We start from the raw sequence: 22,464 nt of genomic DNA, 5'->3' as shown, positions 1-22,464 counted from the left end.
GATGGAGACGGGTCTGCCGGTAGCGTCCCGCGCTATGGAGAACCAGGGCGGGATCACGGTTCAGCGGGCACTGGAACTGCCGGGGCTGCGCGGCGGACTGCCGGAGGTGGTGGCCTGCGCCGACCGCCTGGGCCGGACCGTCCGCTGGGTGCACGCGGGCGAGGTGCCGAACATCGCCTCCCTGCTCAAGGGCGGTGAGCTGCTGCTGACCACGGGCCTGGGCCTCGGCACCCGGCCGGCCGAGCAGCGGGCCTTCGTCCGCCGCCTCGCGGACCGCGGGATCGCCGCGCTCGTGGTCGAACTGGGCCCGCGCTTCACCCGGCTGCCGGCGACCTTGGTGGAGACCGCGCGGTCGGCGGGGCTGCCCCTGGTCCAGCTCCACCGGGAGGTCCCCTTCGTGGCGGTCACGGAGGAGGTCCACACCGAGATCGTCAACCACCACTACGCCCTGCTCCAGCGGGCCGAGGAGGTCCACCGGCGCTGTACGGAGGCCCTGCTGGGCGGTGGGGGCATCCCCCAGGTCCTGCGGATCCTGGCCGACTTCACGGGGAACCCCGTCTTCCTGGAGACCCCGGACGGTCAACTCCTGTACGCGGCCGGCAGCACGGCCGGGGACGCGGGCGCGGACCCGCTCCAGGTGTGGGAGGGCCTCCGGGGCCAGCGCGAGGCCGAACCCGCCACGAACACGGTGGTGGTCGACGTACCGGGCGGTGGCCACGGCACCGGCTCGGTCCGGGCCCGGCTCGTCCTGGTCGGCGTCTCGACCCCGCTGCTCCCGGTGCACCGGATGGCGGCCGAACGCACGGCGGGCGTCCTGGCCGTCGTCCTGATGCAGGCGCGGCAGGAGGAGGAGCTGGCGGCGCGCGGCCGCGGCGACTTCCTGACGGACCTGGCGGAGGGCCGCATCTCGGCGGAGGACGCACCGGGACAGGCCCGCGTCCTGGGCTTCAAGCCGGGCGGCGGTCCGCTGCTGCCGGTGGTGATGCGGCTGGCCTCGGACCTCGGACCGTCCGGGAACTGGGCCGTGCTGGCCCGCGCGGTGCTGGAGGAGCTGTCGTCCGTCGGGGTCCCGGTCCTGCTGGGCGTCCGCCCGGTCGAGGGCCGGGTGCCGCTGCTGGTCTCCCTGCGCGCGGAATCGGAGCGCACGGCGGTGGCGGACCGGGTCTCGGCCGCGCTGCGGGCGGGCGTCGAACGCGCGGGCCTGGACCGGGCCGACGCCCCGCCGGCCGTGGTCGTCGGCGTGGCGGGCGGTTGGGCGGCGGCCTCGGCCGGCCTGCGCCACGCCGCGGAGACCGCGACGGCGGCCCACGGCCTGCCGGCGCGCCCCTGGTACGACGCGCGCCGCCTGGACATCGACCTGCTGCTGTGGCGGCTGCGCGAACACCCCGACCTGGCCGCCTTCGTGGACCGGGCGATCGGGCCGCTCCGCACGCACGACACGACCTCGCGCCCGCCGCTCCTGCCCACGTTGGAGACGTACCTGGCGCACGCGGGCCGCAAGGCGGAGACGGCGCGCGAGCTCCATCTGAACCGGCAGACGCTGTACAACCGGCTGGCCCGCATCTCGGAACTCCTGGGCACGGACCTGGACGACCCCGAGACGGTCCTCTCCCTGAGCCTGGCCCTCCGCGCCCGCCGCCACACGCCTTCCTGACGCCGCCTTCGCGCCAATCGGCCCCAGGGGGCCTCCTGGGCTTCGGTCGGCTGCGCCGGACTCCGTCCGTCGGCGCCCGGGCGGGGGACCGGTGCCCTGCGGGGCTGTCCCCTACCCGCCCTTCCACCGTTCCCCGGGCTGCCCGGACCCGCGCCTCAATCGCCGGCGATTGAGGCGGAAACGCAGCTGCACCCGACGACGCACGGCGGCCACATCGAGCCCCGCCGGCGATTGAGGCGTCCCCGGCGGGTGGGCCGCAGGGGGAATCCGTCACCCCGCCGGGAGGCTAGCGGCGGGTACGTTCCATCAGTTCGTCGTAGACGGACAGGACCTGTGCGACGGTGTCGTCCTCCGACGGCCACGTCGCGGCCTGGACGCGCCCCGCGAGCACCAGCGCGGCCCGGCGGTCCGGGTCGGCCAGCAGGCCGGTCACGGCCGAGGCGAGCGGCCCCGCCTCCCCCGGCGGGACCAGTACCGCACCGTCCCCCACCAGCTCCGCAACACCGCCCACCGCCGTGGCCACCAGCGGCACGCCCACCCGCAGCGCCTCCTGCGCCAGCAGCGCCCGCGCCTCCCACCGGCTCGGCAGGACCGCCAGGTCCGCCGCCGCCAGCAGCTGCGCCGCGTCCCGGCGGCGCCCCAGCAGCCGTACCGGGAGCCCCTCCGCCTCGATCCGCCGGGCGAGCTCCGCCCGGAGCGGCCCCTCCCCCGCGATCACCAGGAGGGGCGCCGGGTCCAGGCCGCGCCACTCCCGTGCCGCGTCGAGCAGTACGGAGTACCCGCGGTGCGGCACCAGGCTGCCGACGGCGATCAGCAGCGGCCGTTCCACCGCGCCCAGTTCCGCCCGCACCTTGCCCGGGTCGGCCGCCGCCTCCGGACCCGCCGGGCCCACCGGCAGGGCCACCGGGGCCAGCCGCGCGTCCCTGGCGCCCCGCAGCCGCGCGGCGTCCACCTGGTCCGAGGAGGCCCCGAGCACCACCGCCGCGGCCCGCGCCACGTGCCGTTCCAGCATCCGGCCCAGCCGCCCGAGCGCACCGGCCGCCGCGGGGCCCTCGCCGTGCCAGGTCACCACGAGCGGCACCCGGCGCCCCCGTATGGCCAGGGCGGCGCGCATTCCGGCGCGCACGCCGTGCGCGTGCACGAGGTCCGCCCCGGCGCAGGCGGCCCGCAACACGCTGACCGCGTCGGGCGCGAACTGCGCCCCGGCGCCGGTGAAGTCGTACTCCCCCTCCGCCTGGACGGGCGCGCACACCGTGACCCGTACCCCGCGCGCGGCGAGGCCGGTCGCGAGCGAGCGTACGTGCGCGCTGCTGCTCGCGCCCGCACCGCCGCCCAGTACTTGCACGGTGCGCAGCGGCGGCCAGCCGTAGGGCTGGGCCGGGAAGGAGGTGGAGACCGGGGAGCTGCTCACGGGCCGAAGCTCCAGGGTGAGGGAGTCAGAGACGTCGCCAAGGATGCCAGTCCGCACGCGCGTTCCGGGACCATACGGGTGCGGATCCCGTACGAGATGGTGCAGGACGCCCTTCAGCCTCACCCACACGGGCTATCTCCGGGCCGGCGCGGGCGCGGCGGAGGACCGGAACGCCGTGCGTTCCGGTCCTCCGCCGGGGCGGCTCACGCGTCCGCGCGCGCCGCCGCCAGCAGTTCCTCGGCGTGCGCCCGGGCCGAGACCGAGTCCTCGTGGCCGGCCAGCATGCGCGACAGCTCGCGGATCCGGTCCTCGCCCTCCAGGACGGTGACGCCGCTCCGGGTGACCGATCCGTCGTTGGTCTTCTCCACGAGCAGCTGTCGGTCCGCGAAGGCCGCCACCTGCGGCAGGTGCGTGACGACCACGACCTGCGCCGACTTGGCCAGCTTCGCCAGCCGCCGGCCGACCTCGACCGCCGCCTTGCCGCCGACGCCCGCGTCGACCTCGTCGAAGAGGTAGGTGGGCACCGGGTCGGAGCCCGCGAAGACGACCTCGACGGCCAGCATCACCCGGGACAGCTCACCGCCCGAGGCGCCCTTGGCGATCGGCCGCGGCTGGGCGCCGGGGTGCGGGGCCAGCAGCAGCTCGACCTCGTCCGCGCCCGAAGGGCCGTAGGCGACCGGGCGGCCGTCCACGTCCACGCCGTCGGGGTCCTCGGCCTGCCGGACGTCGATGGTCACGCGGGCGTGCGGCATCGCCAGCGAGGCCAGCTCCGCCGTCACCGCGGAGGCGAAGCGCGTCGCGGCCTCCACCCGGGCGTCCGTCAACGCCTGCGCCAGCAGCGACAGTTCGCCGCGCAGTCCATCGCGCTCGGCGGTCAGCTCGGTGATCCGCTCGTCGTCGCCGTCCAGTTCCAGCAGCCGCGCCGCGCCCTGTTCGGCCCACTCCAGCACGGCGTCCACGGTGCCCTCGGTGCCGTACTTGCGGGTGAGCTGCGTCAGGGCGGCCCGCCGCTCCTCCACCGCGGCCAGCCGCAGCGGATCGGCGTCCAGGTCGTCGGCGTAGCCCGCCAGTTCCCCCGCCACGTCGGACAGCAGGATGCCGAGCTCCCCGATCCGCTCGGCGAGCGCGCCGAGGGCCGGGTCGTGGGACCGTACGGATTCCAGGGCCCGGTGGGCGCCCGCGACGAGCATGTTCGCGTCGATGGCCTCCGGGTCCTCGGGGTTGCCCGCGAGCGCGGCGTGCGCCAGCTGCGCCGCCGAGGACAGCGATTCGGCGTGCCCGAGCCGCTCCGCCTCGGCCGCGAGTTCGGCGTCCTCGCCGGCCACCGGTTCCACGGCCGCGATCTCGTCCAGCCCGAAGCGCAGCAGGTCCGCCTCCTGGGCCCGTTCCCGGGCCCGGGTGGTGATCTCCTCCAGCTCGACGGCGACGGCACGGAGCCTGCGGTAGGCCGAGCCGTACTTCTCCAGTGGGACGGTGACGGCGTCCCCGGCGTACCGGTCGAGGGCCTGCCGCTGTCGGGCGGGGCGCAGCAGCCCCTGCTGGTCGGTCTGCCCGTGCACGGCGACCAGGTCGTCGGCGAGCTCGGCGAGCAGGCCGACGGGCACGGAGCGGCCGCCGACGTGGGCGCGCGAGCGCCCCTCGGCGGACACGGTCCGGCTGATCAGCAGGGCTCCGTCGTCGAGCTCGGCCCCGGCCTCCTCGGCGCGTACGGCCGCGGGGGCGTCGGGGCGCATGACGATGCGGCCCTCGACCACCGCGGCCTTGGCCCCGATCCGCACCAGGGCCGGGTCGGCGCGACCGCCGAGCAGCAGCCCGAGGCTGGTGACGACCATCGTCTTGCCCGCGCCGGTCTCGCCGGTCACCGCGGTGAATCCGGGCGACAGCTCGACCACCGCGTCGTCGATGACCCCGAGCGACCGTATCCGCATCTCCTCAAGCACGGGACGACGATACCGAGGTTTCATGGGTGCCATGTGACGTCACCCGCCCCGAGTTCTCCGAACGCATGTGCTATTAATGCTCTCCCGGCCGAACTCCCCCTCGCACTACGGGGATAGGCGCCCGGAACCGCTTCGGACTCGATTCGGCTTGCGGGCGACGAGTGCGGCATTCGCGCCCGCCGCGTCCAGCGGCAGGACCGCAACCGGCCCGAATCCGGCGTCGGCCAGCCAGCCGCGGTACTCGGCGTAGGTGTAGTTGTGCCCGGACCGGGTCTCGACCAGCATGTTGAGGCCCATCAGGGCCGCCGGGGCGGGACCGCGCTCGTCGTCGTCGAGGACCAGCTCGCAGATGATCACGGCGCCGCCCGGGGGCAGCGCGGCGAAGCACTTGTCCAGCAGCCTCCGCCCGGTCCCCTCGTCCCAGTCGTGCAGGATCATGCTCAGCAGGATGACGTCGTGTCCGTCGGGCAGCCGCTCGTCGCGCAGGAAGTCGCCGTCGCGCGCCTCGATCACCTCCGAGAGCCCGAGGCCGGCCACCTTCTCCCGGGCCATCGCGGCGACGCGGGGCAGGTCGAGGACCGTGGCGCGCAGATGGGGGTGGCGGCGGCACAGGCCGACGGGAAAGGCTCCGGTGCCCCCGCCGACGTCGAGCAGCCGCCGGTGGGCGGTGAAGTCGTACGCCTCCCCGAGCTCGGCGGCAGTGAAGGACGAGAGGGTGAACATCGCCTCCCAGAAGCCCTCCAGGATGCCGGGATCGGCCGTGACGAAGGCCGACTCCTGGGTGTCCGGGTCCCAGGTCGTGGGGCGGTTGGTGTGCAGGGCCTCGCCCAGCCGGTGCCAGGCGGGGTAGGCGTAGCGGTCCGAGTAGCGCACGAACCCGCCGAAGTAGTGCGGGCGCCCCTCGACGAGGAACTCCTGCGCCGTCGGCGCGTTGCGGTAGCGGCCGTCGTCCCCGCGGTCGAGCAGGCCGAGGGCCGCGCAGCAGGCGAGCAACATCCGGACGGGGCGCGGGTGCAGACCCAGTTCGGCGCCGATCCGCCGCGCGTCGGCCGCGTCCAGCCGCGCCAGCACGGTGAACAGGCCGAGTTCCACGGCGGCGGCCAGCACCTTGAACCGCCAGAAACCGGTGGTCAGTTCCATCAGCGGCACGGGGGTGGGCGGCGCGCCCGGCCCCCGGTCCGGCTCCGGCCGCCCGTCCCCGGGCCGCCCTTCCGTCTCCACTTCGACGGTCCGTGCCATCGCACCGCTCCTCACTTCGAGATCACCGACTGACCGAGCCACCCCTCTTAACACGTATGGTAGTTATTCAAGTGCATAGAGTTAACGCATGTGACTCAGGAGGTCTTTGTGACGAACGCCGTCGGCCTGGACGGCCCGGCCGTGCTGCTCCCCGCCGAGCTGCCGGGCTCCCCGGCCCCCGTGGGGGCCCGGCTGGCCGGCCTGATCGCGGAGTTGGGGGGCGCCGGGTACACCGCCGCCATGGGCTCCGACGCCGACGCCGCCGCGGCCCGGGCGGAGCTGCTCGCCCGGCTCGCCGCCCTGCCTGACAAAACCATTCCGCTCGCGGGCGAACCACCGGCCGGAAGCTGTGTGCACGACGCCTTCTTCGAGGTCCGGCGGGGACTGGGCGACAGTGCGGCCCTGCTCGCCAAGGCCGTCCTGGTGAGCGACGTACTGGTCCGCGAGGACCTCGCGGCCAGCGGCAGCACCCTGGAGGAGGACCCGGACAACCTGCTGCTGGGCGTGACCGGCTTCCTCACCGACACCCTGCTGCCGGCCGTCAAGGCCGGGCCCTGGCGGCCCGCCCGACCCGTCGAGGCGGCCAACCGGCGCTGGCTCGTCGGACACCAGCGGTTCTTCGTGATGCTCCAGCTCCTGACCGTCGCCCTGCGCCGGCTCGACCGTCCCGGCGCCACCGCCGCGCAGGAGGAGGCCGCTGTGCGCTCCTTCGGCTGGCTGTGCCGCAGCACGGCGGTCTCCATGCGCTACGCCGCGGACTTCCCGCCCGAGCTGTACGCGCAGGTGCGCGAGACGATGGCCCCGCCCGCGGTCAACGCCGGCTTCAGCGGACTCCAGACCCGCGACCACCAGGAACTGGTCAACTGGATGCGGCGGTTGAAGCGCGGCGGCGGCCTGGACCGGCTGGCCCCGGCCTCCGCGACCGCCGTGCACGCCGCCGTCCAACACCTCTACGACGCGCACGTGTGGGTGTGCGACCGCTTCGGCGGCTCCGCCGAGCCCAGTCTGCTGATGGCCCAGGCCGCGCAGGCCGCCGGGGAGCGGGCGGAGAGCGGGGTGGCCGCGGCCGAGCGGCTCGCCCGCCAGAGGCTCCGGTACCTCACCCCTTCCGGCACCGCCTGACCGACGGCGGTTCGTCCGTCCGGGGGACAGCGGAATCGCTTCTCCACCACGTTGTCCCGGCCCCCGTCGCCCGTCCCCTCCCCGCGCCCCGCCCGCCCCACATCGCTGCCCAGGAGGCACCAGGATGACCACCCCGCGTACGGACGCCCCGGCCGCCTCCGCGTCCCCGCCGGAGGCGGGCCGGTTCCGCCCCCGCCGGCTGGCCGGGCTGCTGCGTCCCCGCACCGTCGAGGAGGTGGTGGGCCACGTACGGGCGGCGGCCCGGGCGGCCCGGCCCTCCTCCGACGGCGGCGGATCCGCCCCGGTCCCGCTCCACCCCGTCAGCACCGGCCGCAACTGGGGCCTGGGCTCTGCCCTTCCGGTCCGGGACGGCGCCGCCGTCCTGGACCTCTCCGGCCTCGACCGCATCCGCGAGATCGACGCCCTGCGCGGCTACGCGGTCGTCGAGCCGGGCGTCACCCAGGACCTGCTCGCGCAGCGGCTGACCGGAACCGACCGCGTACTCAACCTCACCGGCGCCTCACGCCACACCAGCATCATCGGCAACCTCCTTGAGCGGGGCGTCGGACTGCACCGGACGCGCGCCGAGGACCTCGCCGGCCTGGAACTCGTCCTCGCCGACGGGCAGTGCGTGCGGACCGGCTGGTGGCCGGTGCCCGACGGGCCGGCCGTCGTCCATCCGCACGGCTCCGGCCCCTCCCTCAACCACCTGTTCACACAAGCGTCCTGGGCCGCCGTGACGGCCGCCGTGGTCCGCCTGCGGCCCCGCCCCCGGACGGTGGCCGTCCTGCCCCTGACCTTCCCGCCGGACCGGCTGACGGCCGCCGTCGACGTCCTGCGGGAATGGACGGCCGGGCACCTCGTCCCGGCCACCACGAAGATCTACGACCCGGTCGCGGCCCGCACCTACGGCGTACGGGACCGCTACCTGGCGCACGTCTGCCTCACCGGCGACCCCGAGGTCACCGACGCCCTGGCCCGTGTCGTCGGCGACCGGGTGCGCGCCCCCGGGTCCCCCTTCGAGCACGCTCCCCCGGAGGCCGCCGACGCGGACGTGCACGCCGCCTACGCCGGGTGGCCCGACCCGGCCGACACCCTGTTCCGCCGCAAGACCGGCGGCTGCTGCGCCCGCTGCCTGGACCGCGAGCGCGGCCTGCTGATGTTCCTGCCCCTGGTGCCGTTCCGCGGTACGGCGGTGGCGGAGGCGGCCGGGCTGGTGCGGGGCGCGACGGCGGACGCCGCCGCGCCCGGCATCACGATGAACGTGCTGGACGCGGACACCGTCGACCACGTGGTGACCATCGGCTTCGCCCCGGGTGACCCGGTCGCCGCCCGGCGGGCCCACCGCACCCTGGACGGGCTGCACACGGCCTTCGCCGCGCGGGGCTGGCTGCCGTACCGGCCGGACGTCGACCATCCCCTGCCCGCCCCGCACACCGTCTTGCACCGGCGGCTGCGCGACGCCCTCGACCCGCACGGCGTGTTCGCCCGGGGCCGCTTCGAAGGGCCGCGGCCACCCGCCGCCCCCTGATCCCGTCAGTGCGGCGCGCCGCGCCACCCCGACACCGGCAGCGCGAACTTGGCGACGAGCCGGTCCGTGAAGGACGCGTGGTGCAGCCGGGCGAGCCGCACCGGCACCGCACCGCGCCGCACCTCGACCCGTGCCCCGGCGGGCAGCTCCACCGTGCGCCGCCCGTCGCACCACAGCACGCCGTGCGGAGTGCCGTTCTGCACCTCCACCGCCAGCACCGAGGTCGGCGAGGTCACCAGCGGCTTCGCGAACAGCGCGTGCGCGCTGATCGGCACCATGAGCAGCGCCTCGACCTCCGGCCAGACCACCGGCCCGCCCGCCGAGAAGGCGTAGGCCGTGGAGCCCGTCGGAGTCGCGCAGACGATCCCGTCGCAGCCGAAACCGGTCACCGGACGCCCGTCGATCTCCAGGACCACCTCCAGCATCCGCTCCGGGGACACCTTCTGGACCGCGGCCTCGTTCAGCGCCCAGTCCCGGTGGACCACGTCGCCGTTCGTCCGCACGATCACGTCGAGGGTCATCCGCTCCTCGACCTCGTACGAGCGCGTCACCACCCGGTCCACGACCTTGTCCAGGTCGTCGCGCTCGGCCTCGGCGAGGAACCCCACCCGGCCCAGGTTGACGCCCAGCATCGGCACCCCCGATGCGCGGGCGAACTCCGCGCCCCGCAGCAGGGTCCCGTCCCCGCCGAGGACGATGAGCAGCTCACACCCGTCGAGCACCCCAGGGGTGGACTCGGTGACCAGCTCCACCTCGGGGGGCAGCGGCAGGTCCACCGCCTCGTGCTCCATGACGCGTACGCCCAGTCCGCACCTCAGCAGACCCTGCACGACCAGCTCGGCGCTGCGGATGGCCGCAGGCCGCCCGGTGTGCGCGAGCAGGAAGACCGTCCGCCCTTCCCCTGAAATACGTGAACCCGCTGTACCCGCCGAACCCGCTGAATCTGTCACTGCGGCCCCTCCGCTACTGCACGGTCAACATCCGTGGGGTCGAGTGCCGGTGCCCCCGCCCGCAGCCACAGAAAGTACTCGACGTTCCCCGACGGGCCCGGCAGCGGGCTCGCCGTCACCCCGAGGACGCCCAGCCCCAGCTTCGCGGCCTGCGCCGCGACGTCGCGTACGGCCTCGGCCCGCAACTCCGGGCTGCGCACCACGCCGCCGCTGCCCAGCCGGTCCTTGCCGACCTCGAACTGCGGCTTGACCATCAGCACCAGGTCCGCGTCCGGCGCGCAGCAGCGCACGAGCGCCGGCAGCACCAGACCGATGGAAATGAACGAGAGGTCACCGACGACCAGGTCGACCGGGACCCCGTCGAGCTGCTCCACCGTCAGCTCGCGCACGTTCGTACGGTCCTTGACCGTGACCCGGTCGTCGCTCTGCAGCGACCAGGCCAGCTGCCCGTAGCCGACGTCCACGGCCATCACGTGGGCCACGCCCGAGCGCAGCAGCACGTCCGTGAACCCGCCGGTGGAGGCGCCGGCGTCCAGCGCGCGGCGGCCCTCGACGGCCAACCCCTGCGGCTGGAAGGCCGCCAGCGCGCCGGCCAGCTTGTGGCCGCCCCGCGAGACGTAGTCGGGGTCGCTGTCGTCCTTGCGGACCACCAGGGCCGCGCTGGTCTCCACCTGGGTGGCCGCCTTGGTCGCGGTGGTGCCGCCCACGGTCACCCGGCCCGCGGCGATCAGCTGTGCGGCGTGCTCGCGCGAGCGGGCCATGCTGCGGCGTACCAGTTCGGCGTCCAGGCGGCGGCGTGCCACTCCTGCCACGTTCGGTTCAGCTCCTGTTTTCGTACGGTCCGGGGACGGGCGGTGCGTCCAGCGCGGTCAGCGCCTCGCGCAGCCCCCGGTGGACATCCTCGTACACCTCGACGTGTCCGTCCGCCTCGAGGTGGTCCGCGTCCGCCAGCCGCGCCAGGTGCGCGTCCACGCCGGCGTGGCCGGTGGGCGTGCGTACGATGCCCAGCGCCACGGGCCCGGCGGGCCCGGCGTGCTGTGCGGCGGCATCGACTCGCGGGTCGGCGGCTTCGTCGGTCATGCCCCGACGCTACCTCGAAGCGCCCCGCGACCACGCATGGCTCTGCGGTACGGTCGTGATCACGATGGCTACGATCCAGGAGTGCCGCGAAGCACTCGACAACCTCTCCGGCAATCTCGCACGGGCCGACGGCGGCGTGCGCGGCGCGGCCGCGTTCGACCGCTCCCTGAGCTGCCACATCACCGACCTGGACCAGACGTTCACGGGCCGCCTCGACGCGGGCCGGATCCGGGTGGACGCGGTCGCCCCGGGCCCGCCCGCGTCGAAGGCCGAGATCAGGCTCGCGATGACCGGCGACGACCTCGTGGCCCTGGTCGCGGGCCAGCTGAAGTTCGCGAAGGCCTGGGCCTCGGGCCGCGTCAGACTGGAGGCCGGCTTCCGCGACCTACTCCGCCTCAAAGCGATGCTCTAGCCCCACCCGCCGACACCCCCGCCCCACCAGCCCCGCCGGCGTTTGAGGCGCGGGGGTCCGGGGGCAGCGCCCCCGGCAACCGGCCCGCACCCGAAACCGCCCACCCGGCCGGAGGCTACTCGGCCCGGGCCCCCACACGGGCCTTGCGCGCCGCCGGAACCACCAGCGGCGTCCCCGTCTCCGGATCCGGGATCACCTGGCAGCGCAGCCCGAACACCTTCTCCACGAGCTCCGCCGTCACCACCTCGGCCGGCGGCCCCTCCGCGACGACCTTCCCGCCCCGCATCGCGATCAGGTGCGTGGCGTACCGGGCCGCGTGGTTCAGATCGTGCAGCACCGCCACCAGCGTCCGCCCCTGCGTCTCGTGCAGCTCCGCGCACAGGTCCAGCACGTCGATCTGGTGCTGGATGTCCAGGTACGTCGTCGGCTCGTCGAGCAACAGCAACGGCGTCTGCTGGGCCAGCGCCATCGCGATCCACACCCGCTGCCGCTGCCCGCCCGACAGCTCGTCCACGGCCCGGTCGGCGAGTTCGGCGACCCCGGTCGAGGCCATCGACTCGTTCACGACCCGCTCGTCCTCGGCCGACCACTGCCGCAGCAGCCCCTGGTGCGGGTACCGGCCGCGCGAAACCAGGTCGGCCACCGTGATGCCGTCGGGCGCGATCGAGGACTGCGGGAGCAGGCCCAGGGTCTTGGCGACCTTCTTCGCGGGCATCGACCCGATGGCCTGCCCGTCCAGCAGCACCCGCCCGGTGGACGGCTTCAGCATCCGCGACAGGGCCCGCAGCAGCGTGGACTTGCCACAGGCGTTGGGACCGACGATCACCGTGAAGGAGTTGTCGGGGATCTCCACCGACAGGTTCTCGGCGATGACCCGCTGGTCGTAGCCGAGGGTCACGTTCTCCGCGGTCAGCCGCTGCACTTGGGTACTCCTCATCAGGTTCATATACGTCCCGCCTTGCGCTCGGTGACGAGCAGCCAGAGCAGGTAGACACCGCCGACGAGGCCGGTCACCACGCCCACCGGCAGTTGGTCGGCGCCGAAGGCCCGCTGCGAGGCCCAGTCGGACACCATCAGCAGCACCGAGCCCATCAGGGCGGCGTTCACCAGGTTCCCGCCGGGCGAGCGGGTCAGCCGCCGGGCCAGCTGCGGCGCGGCCAGCGCGACGAAGCTGATCGGCCCGGCCGCAGCGCTCGCCGCGGTGGTGAGCAGGACCGCCGCGAGCATCAGCAGCATCCGCGTCCGCTCCACCCGCACCCCGAGCGCGTACGCGGCGTCGTCGCCCATCTCCATCATCCGCAGGGCCCGGCCCTGCCCGAGGACCAGCGGGAAGAGCACCGCGCACACCGCGAGCAGCGGCCACACCTGAGCCCAGTCCCGGCCGGCCAGCGAGCCGGTCAGCCAGACCATGGCACGGGTGGCCTCGATCAGCTGGGCCTTCGTGATCAGGTACTGGATCACGGCGATCAGGACGGCGGAGGCGCCGATGCCGACCAGCACCAGCCGGTAGCCCTGGATGCCCTGCTTGTAGGCGAGCACGTAGACGAGGACTCCGGCCAGCAGACCGCCGACCAGCGCGCCGACGGCCACTTCGGTGGCGCCGCCCTTGAACAGGATGATGACGACGAGCGCGCCGACCGCCGAGCCGTAGCCGAAGCCGAGCATGTCCGGGGAGCCCAGCGGGTTGCGGGAGACGGACTGGAAGACGGCTCCGGAGACGCCGAGCGCCGCGCCGACGAGCAGCGCGACCAGGGCCCGCGGCAGCCGCAGGTCGTTGACGATGAAGTCGGTGGCGGGGGTGCCGTTGCCGAGCAGGGTCTGTACGACGTCCCACGGCGCGATCTCGAAGTCGCCGGTGCCGATGAGCACGACGGCCATCGCGAGCGCCGTGACGGTCAGCAGCACCCCGACGGCCAGGGCGCGCCGCTCGACGCGCAACGAGAGCCCGCCGGGCAGGCGCAGCGGACGGGGGCCGGACCGACGGCCCTTGCGGGGGGTGTCGGGCGCGGTCACGGTCGTGGGCGCGGTCGCGGTCACAGCTGGGCCATCCTCTTGCGCCGAACCAGGTAGATGAAGACCGGGCCGCCGATCAGCGCGGTCACGACGCCGACCTGCAGTTCGGCGGGCCGGGTGACGACGCGGCCGATGATGTCGGAGCCGAGCAGCAGGGCCGGCGACAGGACGGCCGAGTACGCGAGCACCCAGCGCATGTCGGGGCCGGTGAAGGCCCGCACGAGGTGCGGGACCATCAGCCCGATGAACACGATGGGACCGCAGGCGGCGGTCGCCGCACCGCACAGCAGGGTGATGGCGACCATGGCGCCGATCCGGGTCCGCGTCAGGTGGGCGCCGAGCGCCCGCGCCGTGTCGTCGCCCATCGCCATCGCGTTGAGCGGCCGGCCCAGCACCAGCGCGAGCACCGCGCCGACGAGCAGGAAGGGGGCCACCTGCCGGACGGTGTCCATGTTGGCCGAGGCCAGCGAACCCACCGTCCAGAAGCGCAGCTTGTCCAGCGCCTTGCTGTCCATCAGCTGCACGGCGTTGATGTAGCCGACGAGCGCCGCGCTGGCCGCCGTACCGGCGAGCGCGAGGCGCACCGGGGTCGCGCTGCGGCTGCCGCCGAGCACGTACACGAGGACCGAGACGAAGGCGGCTCCGAGGAAGGCCCACCACACGAACTCGTTCAGCGAACTCGCGCCGAAGAAGCTGATCGCGGAGACCACGGCGGCCGCGGCACCCGCGTTGACGCCGAGGATGCCGGGCTCGGCCAGCGGGTTCCGGGTCAGCGCCTGCATCACGGCACCGGACAGGCCGAGTCCGAGCCCGACCATCAGCCCGAGCAGGGTGCGCGGGATCCGCAGATCCCGCACCACCACGTCGGAGGGCGTACCCGCGTAGGCGAACAGGCCGTGCCAGACCTCGTCCAGGGACATCTGCTTGGCGCCCACGGCGATGCTCACGACGGCGATCAGTGCCAGCACCGCAAGAGCGGCGAGCAGACCGGCGGCGCGCGCGGCATGGCGCGGGCGGGCTACGGCGGCGTCGGCGCCCTCGTCGGGCGCCGCGCTCCGTTCGGGTTCAGGGGGACTCTCGACCAACACGCAGGTTAGGCTAACCTACCCTCCGCACGGGCGGATCCCCCGGACGGCCCTTAAAGACCCAGCCTGGCCAGGGCCTTCGCCGCATCGAGGGTGCAAACCCCGTCCCCGGCCACCGTCCAGGCCGCCGCGCACAGCGCCCGCAGCCCGTCGAGCGGATCCCCGGCCTCCCCGGCTGCCCAACCCGCTCCGGTCTCTCCGGCCTCTCCGGCCTCGCGCAGCTCCAGCACGCCGCCGTTCGTCGCGACCGCCGTCCAGCCGCCGCAACGGAACCCCTCCGCGAACGGCTCCACCTCCGGCTGCCCGGCCAGCAACCCCCGCAGGTCCCGGTCCACATAGGTCGGACGGTGCCTGGGCTCGGCCCGCAGCAGCTGCTCCGCGTCCGTGACCCCGGTCAGCACCAGCAGCGAGTCCACCTCCCCGTTGAAGGCGCCCTCGATGTCGGTGTCCAGCCGGTCCCCCACCACCAACGGCCGCTCCGCCCCGGTCCGCAACACCGTCTCCCGGTGCATCGGGGGCAGCGGCTTGCCCGCCACCTGCGGCTCCGCACCCGTGGCGATCCGTACGACCTCCACCGCGGCCCCGTTGCCCGGCGCGATCCCCCGCGCGCCGGGAATCGTCAGGTCGGTGTTCGACGCGAACCACGGCACCCCGCGGTTGATCGCGTACGAGGCCTCGGCGAACCGCCCCCACGGCAGGTCGGGACCCCCGTACCCCTGGACGACCGCCGCGAGCCCTTCCTCCTCGGCCGACTCCACCGGCACCAGACCCCGCTCGCGCAGCGCGACCCGCAGCCCGTCCCCGCCGATCACCAGCACCTTCGACCCCGGCTCCACCTGCTCCGCGATCAGCCGGGCCACCGCCTGCGCCGAGGTGATCACCTCGGCCGCCTCCGTCGGAATGCCCAGCTCGCCCAGGTGCTCCGCGACCGCGTCCGGCGTCCGCAGCGCGTTGTTCGTGACGTACGCGAGGTGCATCCCGTCCGCCCGGGCCGTGGCGAGGGACTCCACCGCGTACGCGATGGCCGCGCCCCCCGCGTACACCACCCCGTCCAGATCCAGCAGGGCGGTGTCGTACGCCTGGTGCAGGCTCTGCTCACTCGCCGCGGGACTGGTCCTGCTCTGCCGGGTCATCCTGTCCGCTCCTCTCGGGGCCACTCCCAGCGGTAGCTGGGGGGAGATCGACCTTGTCCGATTCCGTACTGCCCCGATCATCCCGCATGGCAAGACGCGTTTTACCATGCACCAATGACCACATCTGGTACTGCGGAGCACGGGCTGCGCCTGATCCCGTTCCACGGCCTGCGCTACGTCCCCGAGCGTGTCGGCAGCCTCGCCGCCGTCACCTCTCCGCCGTACGACGTGGTCGTGCGTCCCGACGGAGTCGACCACCTCGAATCCGCCGACCCGCACAACATCGTCCGCCTGATCCTCCCGCAGGCGGGCACCCCGGCCGCGCGCAACGAGCAGGCCGCGCGCACCCTGCACGACTGGCTCGCCCAGGGCATCCTCAGCGCCGACCCCGAGCCCGCGCTCTACGTGTACGAGCAGCGCCGGGCCGGCCTGCTCCAGCGCGGCCTCATCGGCGCCCTCGCCCTGTCCACCGCCGACGCCGGCATCGTCCTGCCGCACGAGGACGTCATGCCGGACGTGGTCACCGACCGGGCCGGCCTGATGCGGGCCACCTCCGCCAACCTCGAACCCCTCCTGCTCACCTACCGGGGCGACGACCCCGGCACGGGAGCGGCCGCGGTCGTCGAACGGACCGCCCGGCTCGCCCCGCTCCTGTCGACCACCACCGAGGACGGCTTCCAGCACCGTCTGTGGGCCATCACGGATCCGGCCGAACTCGCCACCGTCATGGCGGACCTCAGCCACCGGCAGGCCCTGATCGCAGACGGCCACCACCGCTGGGCGACGTACCTGCGCCTCCAGGAGGAGCACGACTCCCCCACCGCCTGGGACTTCGGCCTGGTCCTCCTCGTGGACACCGCCCGCTATCCGCTACAGGTCCGCGCCATCCACCGGATGCTGCGCCGACTCCCGGTGGCGGACGCCCTCGCCGCCCTCGACGGCCACTTCCGCGTCCGCCCGGTCGCCGGACCGCTGCCGCTGGCCCTGGACACCCTCGCGGACGCCTCGGAACGCGGCAACGCCTTCCTGATCGCCGGCGACGGCGCCTTCCACCTGGTCACCGACCCCGACCTGGCGCTCCTCGACACCACGGTCCGCCACGACCGCCCCGAGGCCTGGCGCCGGCTGGACGCCACCGTCCTGCACGCGACCCTGCTCGACGCCCTCTGGCACGTCCCGGACGCGCCGGACCAGATCACGTACATCCACGACGCCGCGTCCACGGTGGCCATGGCCGAGCGGCACGGCGGCACGGCGGTCCTGCTGCATCCCGTACGCGAGGAAGTCGTACGGGACCTGGCCCGCCAGGGCGTCACCATGCCCCGCAAGTCCACGTCCTTCGGCCCGAAACCGGCCACCGGCCTGGTCCTGCGCGGCCTGGGCTGACCACTTCCGGACATGAAGAAGGGCGGTACCCCGGTCGGGGTACCGCCCTTCTTCACGTCACCGTGCCTCAGGCCTTGTCGCCCTCGACATCGGCGTCGGCGTCGGCCTCGGACTGCTCCAGCGGCTCGTACTCCTCGTCGTCCTCGTCGTAGTACTCGGCGACGTCGGAGGCGCGCTCGGCCGCGGCGATCTCCGCCGCGTCCTCGTCGTCCTCATCGTCGTCGTCCTCGTCCCCGGCGAGGTCGGACAGGTCGATCGAGGCGTCGACGAACTCGACGCCGTCGAGCTCGGCGAGACGGTCGGAGGCGTCGGTGGCCCCGTCCTTGTCCGCTTCGAGGGTCTTGCCGAACCACTCGCGCGCCTCGTCCTCACGACCGGCCGCCAGCAGGGCGTCGGCGTAGGCGTACCGCAGGCGTGCTGTCCAGGGCTGGACCGAGTTGGAGGCCAGCTCCGGGCTCTGCAGGGTCACGATGGCCGCTTCGAGCTGCCCCTGGTCCCGCCGGGCACCGGCCGCGACCAGACGCATCTCGACCTGACCGGCCTTGTCCAGCTTCTGCACCTCGGGCTCGCCGGCCATGGCCAGCGCCCGCTCCGGACGGCCGAGGCCGCGCTCGCAGTCGGCCATGACGGGCCACAGCTCGACCGAGCCGGTCATGCGCTTGGCGGCGCGGAACTCGGCGAGGGCCTCGCTGTACTTCTGCGTGGCGTACGCGGCGAAGCCGGCGGCCTCACGGACGGCGGCGACGCGGGAGGCCAGCCGCAGGGCGATGCGCGAGTACGCGTACGCCTGCTCGGGCTCCTCGTCGATCAGCCGCGCGACCATGACGAGGTTCTTGGAAACCTCTTCGGCCAGGCCCTTGGGCAGGCTCAGCAGCTCCTGACGCACATCGGCGTCGATCTCGAGGCCGGTGACGTCCTCGTCGATCGGAAGCCGCTTGACCGGGTCCCGGTCACGGTCCGCGCGGAAGTCGCGGTCGCCGCCGCGGTCATCGCGACCACGGTAGCCACCACGGTCACCACCGCGATCGTCACGGCCACCACGGTAGCCGCCACGGTCGCCACCGCGGTCGTCGCGACGGGGGTAGGACGGGCGGTCGCCGCCACGGTCGTCACGACCGCCACGGAACCCACCACGGTCATCGTCACGGCGCGGGTACGACGGACGGTCGCCGCCACGGTCATCGCGGCGGAAACCGCCGCCACCACCGGAGGGACGCCCACCACGGTCGTCATCACGACGCGGGTACGAGGGACGGTCGCCGCCACGGTCATCACGACCGCCACGGAACCCACCACGGTCATCGTCACGACGCGGGTACGACGGACGGTCTCCACCACGGTCATCGCGACGCGGGTACGACGGGCGGTCGCCGCCACGGTCGTCACGACGGAAACCGCCGCCACCACCGGAGGGACGCCCACCACGGTCGTCATCACGACGCGGGTACGAGGGACGGTCGCCGCCACGGTCATCACGACCGCCACGGAACCCACCACGCTCATCGTCACGACGCGGGTACGACGGACGGTCCCCACCACGGTCATCACGACGCGGGTACGACGGACGGTCGCCACCGCGGTCGTCACGACCGCCACGGAACCCACCACGGTCATCGTCACGACGCGGGTACGAGGGACGGTCCCCGCCACGGTCGTCACGACGGGGGTACGACGGGCGGTCGCCACCACGGTCGTCACGACGGAAACCGCCGCCACCACCGGAGGGACGCCCACCACGGTCGTCATCACGACGCGGGTACGAGGGACGGTCACCACCACGGTCATCGCGACGGGGGTACGACGGGCGGTCGCCGCCACGGTCGTCACGGCGGAAGCCGCCGCCACCACCGGAGGGACGGCCACCACGGTCGTCATCACGGCGCGGGTACGACGGACGGTCGCCACCACGGTCATCGCGACGGGGGTAGGACGGGCGGTCGCCGCCACGGTCGTCACGACCGCCACGGAACCCACCACGCTCATCGTCACGACGCGGGTACGACGGACGGTCCCCACCACGGTCATCACGACGCGGGAAGCTGGGGCGGTCGCCACCGCGGTCATCGCGGCGGAAACCGCCGCCACCACCGGAGGGACGCCCACCACGGTCGTCATCACGACGCGGGTAGGACGGACGGTCGCCGCCACGGTCGTCACGGCGGAAGCCACCGCCACCACCGGAGGGACGGCCACCACGGTCATCGCGACGGAAGCCGCCACCGCTGCTGGACGGCCGGCCACTGGCACCACGGTCGTCGCGACGGAACGGGGGACGGTCGCCGCCACGGTCGTCACGGCCCCCGCGGTAGCCGCCCCTGTCACCGCCGTCGTTGCGCCGAGGCTCGCGCTCCGGACGATCGTCGGGAGAGTTGGACATGGGTGTGACTCCTGTCTTCGGGGTACCGCTAGTCATTCTCGCGCAACCAACCCATGGCCGCGCTTCGGCGTAAAGAGGTAAAAACAAAAAAGGACCCTTGGTCCAGCGTTGAACGCTGGACCAAGGGTCCTTTGAAAGATTGTTCGGCGGCGTCCTACTCTCCCACAGGGTCCCCCCTGCAGTACCATCGGCGCTGAAAGGCTTAGCTTCCGGGTTCGGAATGTAACCGGGCGTTTCCCTAACGCTATGACCACCGAAACCCTATCGGTTTCGAGCGAACAAGCACACTTTGTAGTTATGTTCTAGCTCTAGAAACCAGCAACTGTTCGTTGCTTCAGAACTAACACAGTGGACGCGAGCAACTGAGGACAAGCCCTCGGCCTATTAGTACCAGTCAGCTTCACCCGTTACCGGGCTTCCACATCTGGCCTATCAACCCAGTCGTCTACTGGGAGCCTTACCCTCTCAAGGAGGTGGGAATACTCATCTTGAAGCAGGCTTCCCGCTTAGATGCTTTCAGCGGTTATCCCTCCCGAACGTAGCCAACCAGCCATGCCCTTGGCAGGACAACTGGCACACCAGAGGTTCGTCCGTCCCGGTCCTCTCGTACTAGGGACAGCCCTTCTCAATATTCCTACGCGCACAGCGGATAGGGACCGAACTGTCTCACGACGTTCTAAACCCAGCTCGCGTACCGCTTTAATGGGCGAACAGCCCAACCCTTGGGACCGACTCCAGCCCCAGGATGCGACGAGCCGACATCGAGGTGCCAAACCATCCCGTCGATATGGACTCTTGGGGAAGATCAGCCTGTTATCCCCGGGGTACCTTTTATCCGTTGAGCGACGGCGCTTCCACAAGCCACCGCCGGATCACTAGTCCCGACTTTCGTCCCTGCTCGACCCGTCGGTCTCACAGTCAAGCTCCCTTGTGCACTTACACTCAACACCTGATTGCCAACCAGGCTGAGGGAACCTTTGGGCGCCTCCGTTACCCTTTGGGAGGCAACCGCCCCAGTTAAACTACCCATCAGACACTGTCCCTGATCCGGATCACGGACCGAGGTTAGACATCCAGCACGACCAGAGTGGTATTTCAACGGCGACTCCACAACCACTGGCGTGGCTGCTTCAAAGTCTCCCACCTATCCTACACAAGCCGAACCGAACACCAATATCAAACTGTAGTAAAGGTCCCGGGGTCTTTCCGTCCTGCTGCGCGAAACGAGCATCTTTACTCGTAGTGCAATTTCACCGGGCCTATGGTTGAGACAGTCGAGAAGTCGTTACGCCATTCGTGCAGGTCGGAACTTACCCGACAAGGAATTTCGCTACCTTAGGATGGTTATAGTTACCACCGCCGTTTACTGGCGCTTAAGTTCTCAGCTTCGCAACCCCGAAAGGTCACTAACCGGTCCCCTTAACGTTCCAGCACCGGGCAGGCGTCAGTCCGTATACATCGCCTTACGGCTTCGCACGGACCTGTGTTTTTAGTAAACAGTCGCTTCTCGCTGGTCTCTGCGGCCACCCCCAGCTCAAGCAGCAAGTGCTATCACCAGTGATGGCCCCCCTTCTCCCGAAGTTACGGGGGCATTTTGCCGAGTTCCTTAACCATAGTTCACCCGAACGCCTCGGTATTCTCTACCTGACCACCTGAGTCGGTTTAGGGTACGGGCCGCCATGAAACTCGCTAGAGGCTTTTCTCGACAGCATAGGATCATCCACTTCACCACAATCGGCTCGGCATCAGGTCTCAGCCTTAATGAGGGACGGATTTGCCTACCCCTCGGCCTACACCCTTACCCCGGGACTACCACCGCCCGGGCTGGACTACCTTCCTGCGTCACCCCATCGCTTACCTACTACAAGTCTGGTTCGTCGGCTCCACCACTTTCCTTTCCCCGAAGGGTCCGGAACGGCTTCACGGACTTAGCATCGCCTGATTCGATATTGGGCGTTTCAAAGCGGGTACCGGAATATCAACCGGTTGTCCATCGACTACGCCTGTCGGCCTCGCCTTAGGTCCCGACTTACCCTGGGCAGATCAGCTTGACCCAGGAACCCTTAGTCAATCGGCGCACACGTTTCTCACGTGTGTATCGCTACTCATGCCTGCATTCTCACTCGTGAACCGTCCACAACTAGCTTCCGCTGCTGCTTCACCCGGCACACGACGCTCCCCTACCCATCACAGCGGGCGTTGGCCCTATTGCTGCAATGACACGACTTCGGCGGTACGCTTGAGCCCCGCTACATTGTCGGCGCGGAATCACTTGACCAGTGAGCTATTACGCACTCTTTCAAGGGTGGCTGCTTCTAAGCCAACCTCCTGGTTGTCTCTGCGACTCCACATCCTTTCCCACTTAGCGTACGCTTAGGGGCCTTAGTCGATGCTCTGGGCTGTTTCCCTCTCGACCATGGAGCTTATCCCCCACAGTCTCACTGCCGTGCTCTCACTTACCGGCATTCGGAGTTTGGCTAAGGTCAGTAACCCGGTAGGGCCCATCGCCTATCCAGTGCTCTACCTCCGGCAAGAAACACACGACGCTGCACCTAAATGCATTTCGGGGAGAACCAGCTATCACGGAGTTTGATTGGCCTTTCACCCCTAACCACAGGTCATCCCCCAGGTTTTCAACCCTGGTGGGTTCGGTCCTCCACGAAGTCTTACCTCCGCTTCAACCTGCCCATGGCTAGATCACTCCGCTTCGGGTCTAGAGCGTGCAACTCAATCGCCCTATTCGGACTCGCTTTCGCTACGGCTTCCCCACACGGGTTAACCTCGCTACACACCGCTAACTCGCAGGCTCATTCTTCAAAAGGCACGCAGTCACGACCCATTGGGTAAACCCAATGAGCGACGCTCCCACGGCTTGTAGGCACACGGTTTCAGGTACTATTTCACTCCGCTCCCGCGGTACTTTTCACCATTCCCTCACGGTACTATCCGCTATCGGTCACCAGGGAATATTTAGGCTTAGCGGGTGGTCCCGCCAGATTCACACGGGATTTCTCGGGCCCCGTGCTACTTGGGAGATGAGCAAGCAAGCCGCTGATGTTTCGTCTACGGGGGTCTTACCCTCTACGCCGGACCTTTCGCATGTCCTTCGACTACATCAACGGTTTCTGACT

Annotated in this window: 16 protein-coding genes, 2 rRNA genes and 1 pseudogene (1 of these 19 running past the window's edge); 5 read left to right on the top strand and 14 right to left on the bottom strand. The window is 71.7% G+C overall.

All coding sequences use genetic code 11. The annotated features are described in order from the left end of the window. Positions 1-34: 34 nt before the first annotated feature. Complete coding sequence (locus OG594_RS12445; RefSeq protein ID WP_266598134.1) at positions 35-1,654, top strand: PucR family transcriptional regulator; 1,620 nt, start codon at positions 35-37, stop codon at positions 1,652-1,654. Between the two features lie 286 nt (positions 1,655-1,940). Here the strand turns inward: OG594_RS12445 and OG594_RS12440 are convergent, their stop codons facing one another. The 3 genes from OG594_RS12440 to OG594_RS12430 all read right to left on the bottom strand — a co-directional run bounded on the left by OG594_RS12440 (position 1,941) and on the right by OG594_RS12430 (position 6,244). Then, complete coding sequence (locus OG594_RS12440; protein WP_266598132.1) at positions 1,941-3,065, bottom strand: glycosyltransferase family 4 protein; 1,125 nt, start codon at positions 3,063-3,065, stop codon at positions 1,941-1,943. Positions 3,066-3,268: 203 nt separating this feature from the next. Then, the gene (gene recN, locus OG594_RS12435; protein WP_266602859.1) at positions 3,269-4,993 is read right to left on the bottom strand and encodes a DNA repair protein RecN; all 1,725 of its coding nucleotides are present in this window, start codon (positions 4,991-4,993) and stop codon (positions 3,269-3,271) included. A 117-nt stretch (positions 4,994-5,110) separates the two neighbouring features. Beyond that, a complete protein-coding gene (locus tag OG594_RS12430) occupies positions 5,111-6,244 on the bottom strand; it encodes a methyltransferase (protein WP_266598130.1) in 1,134 nt (377 codons plus the stop codon). A 108-nt stretch (positions 6,245-6,352) separates the two neighbouring features. Here OG594_RS12430 and OG594_RS12425 point away from each other — a divergent pair, with 108 nt between their 5' ends. Then, entirely contained in the window at positions 6,353-7,366 is a 1,014-nt protein-coding gene (locus OG594_RS12425; RefSeq protein WP_266598128.1) for a hypothetical protein, read from the top strand. Between the two features lie 124 nt (positions 7,367-7,490). Continuing rightward, entirely contained in the window at positions 7,491-8,897 is a 1,407-nt protein-coding gene (locus tag OG594_RS12420) for an FAD-binding oxidoreductase (RefSeq protein ID WP_266598126.1), read from the top strand. Positions 8,898-8,902: 5 nt separating this feature from the next. Here OG594_RS12420 and OG594_RS12415 read toward each other — a convergent pair whose 3' ends face one another. From OG594_RS12415 to OG594_RS12405, 3 genes are read right to left on the bottom strand one after another with little or no spacing between them, the layout of a single operon-like run. Beyond that, a complete protein-coding gene (locus tag OG594_RS12415) occupies positions 8,903-9,847 on the bottom strand; it encodes an NAD kinase (protein WP_266598124.1) in 945 nt (314 codons plus the stop codon). Beyond that, positions 9,844-10,659 carry a TlyA family RNA methyltransferase gene (locus OG594_RS12410; protein WP_266598122.1) on the bottom strand — a complete coding sequence of 272 codons (816 nt, stop codon included), beginning with the start codon at positions 10,657-10,659 and terminating at the stop codon, positions 9,844-9,846. Before OG594_RS12410 ends, OG594_RS12415 begins: the two co-directional genes overlap by 4 nt. A 7-nt stretch (positions 10,660-10,666) precedes the next feature. Then, positions 10,667-10,927, bottom strand: coding sequence for a hypothetical protein (locus OG594_RS12405; RefSeq protein WP_266598120.1), 261 nt, complete (start codon positions 10,925-10,927; stop codon positions 10,667-10,669). A 64-nt stretch (positions 10,928-10,991) separates the two neighbouring features. Here OG594_RS12405 and OG594_RS12400 point away from each other — a divergent pair, with 64 nt between their 5' ends. After that, positions 10,992-11,339, top strand: a complete 348-nt coding sequence (locus tag OG594_RS12400; protein WP_266598118.1) for an SCP2 sterol-binding domain-containing protein — start codon at positions 10,992-10,994, stop codon at positions 11,337-11,339. A gap of 115 nt (positions 11,340-11,454) precedes the next feature. Here OG594_RS12400 and OG594_RS12395 read toward each other — a convergent pair whose 3' ends face one another. The 4 genes from OG594_RS12395 to OG594_RS12380 are packed head-to-tail and all read right to left on the bottom strand — an operon-like array spanning position 11,455 to position 15,570. Then, positions 11,455-12,276 (bottom strand): ABC transporter ATP-binding protein, encoded by an 822-nt coding sequence (locus OG594_RS12395; protein WP_266598116.1) that lies wholly within the window; start codon positions 12,274-12,276, stop codon positions 11,455-11,457. 5 nt (positions 12,277-12,281) lie between these two features. Further along, entirely contained in the window at positions 12,282-13,352 is a 1,071-nt protein-coding gene (locus OG594_RS12390; protein WP_266602857.1) for an iron chelate uptake ABC transporter family permease subunit, read from the bottom strand. 20 nt (positions 13,353-13,372) lie between these two features. After that, positions 13,373-14,440, bottom strand: a complete 1,068-nt coding sequence (locus OG594_RS12385; protein ID WP_266598114.1) for an iron ABC transporter permease — start codon at positions 14,438-14,440, stop codon at positions 13,373-13,375. A 50-nt stretch (positions 14,441-14,490) separates the two neighbouring features. Then, on the bottom strand, positions 14,491-15,570 hold the full coding sequence (locus OG594_RS12380) for an HAD hydrolase-like protein (RefSeq protein ID WP_266598112.1): 1,080 nt from the start codon (positions 15,568-15,570) through the stop codon (positions 14,491-14,493). A gap of 114 nt (positions 15,571-15,684) precedes the next feature. Here OG594_RS12380 and OG594_RS12375 point away from each other — a divergent pair, with 114 nt between their 5' ends. Next, positions 15,685-16,956 (top strand): DUF1015 domain-containing protein, encoded by a 1,272-nt coding sequence (locus tag OG594_RS12375; RefSeq protein WP_266598110.1) that lies wholly within the window; start codon positions 15,685-15,687, stop codon positions 16,954-16,956. Between the two features lie 67 nt (positions 16,957-17,023). On the opposite strand, the gene OG594_RS12370 is transcribed toward OG594_RS12375, so the two are convergent. The 4 genes and pseudogenes from OG594_RS12370 to OG594_RS12355 form a co-directional block, all read right to left on the bottom strand. Next, positions 17,024-17,842 carry a tetratricopeptide repeat protein gene (locus OG594_RS12370; protein ID WP_266602855.1) on the bottom strand — a complete coding sequence of 273 codons (819 nt, stop codon included), beginning with the start codon at positions 17,840-17,842 and terminating at the stop codon, positions 17,024-17,026. A 714-nt stretch (positions 17,843-18,556) separates the two neighbouring features. Continuing rightward, positions 18,557-19,291: pseudogene (locus tag OG594_RS47060) on the bottom strand (tetratricopeptide repeat protein); the annotation flags it as partial. 183 nt (positions 19,292-19,474) lie between these two features. After that, positions 19,475-19,591 (bottom strand): 5S ribosomal RNA (gene rrf, locus OG594_RS12360). A 106-nt stretch (positions 19,592-19,697) separates the two neighbouring features. Further along, positions 19,698-22,464, bottom strand: a 23S ribosomal RNA gene (locus OG594_RS12355); it runs 356 nt beyond the window's last position.

Source organism: Streptomyces sp. NBC_01214 (genome assembly GCF_026340975.1).
Taxonomy (GTDB): domain Bacteria; phylum Actinomycetota; class Actinomycetes; order Streptomycetales; family Streptomycetaceae; genus Streptomyces.
This window is presented reverse-complemented; position numbering and strand designations above follow the sequence as displayed.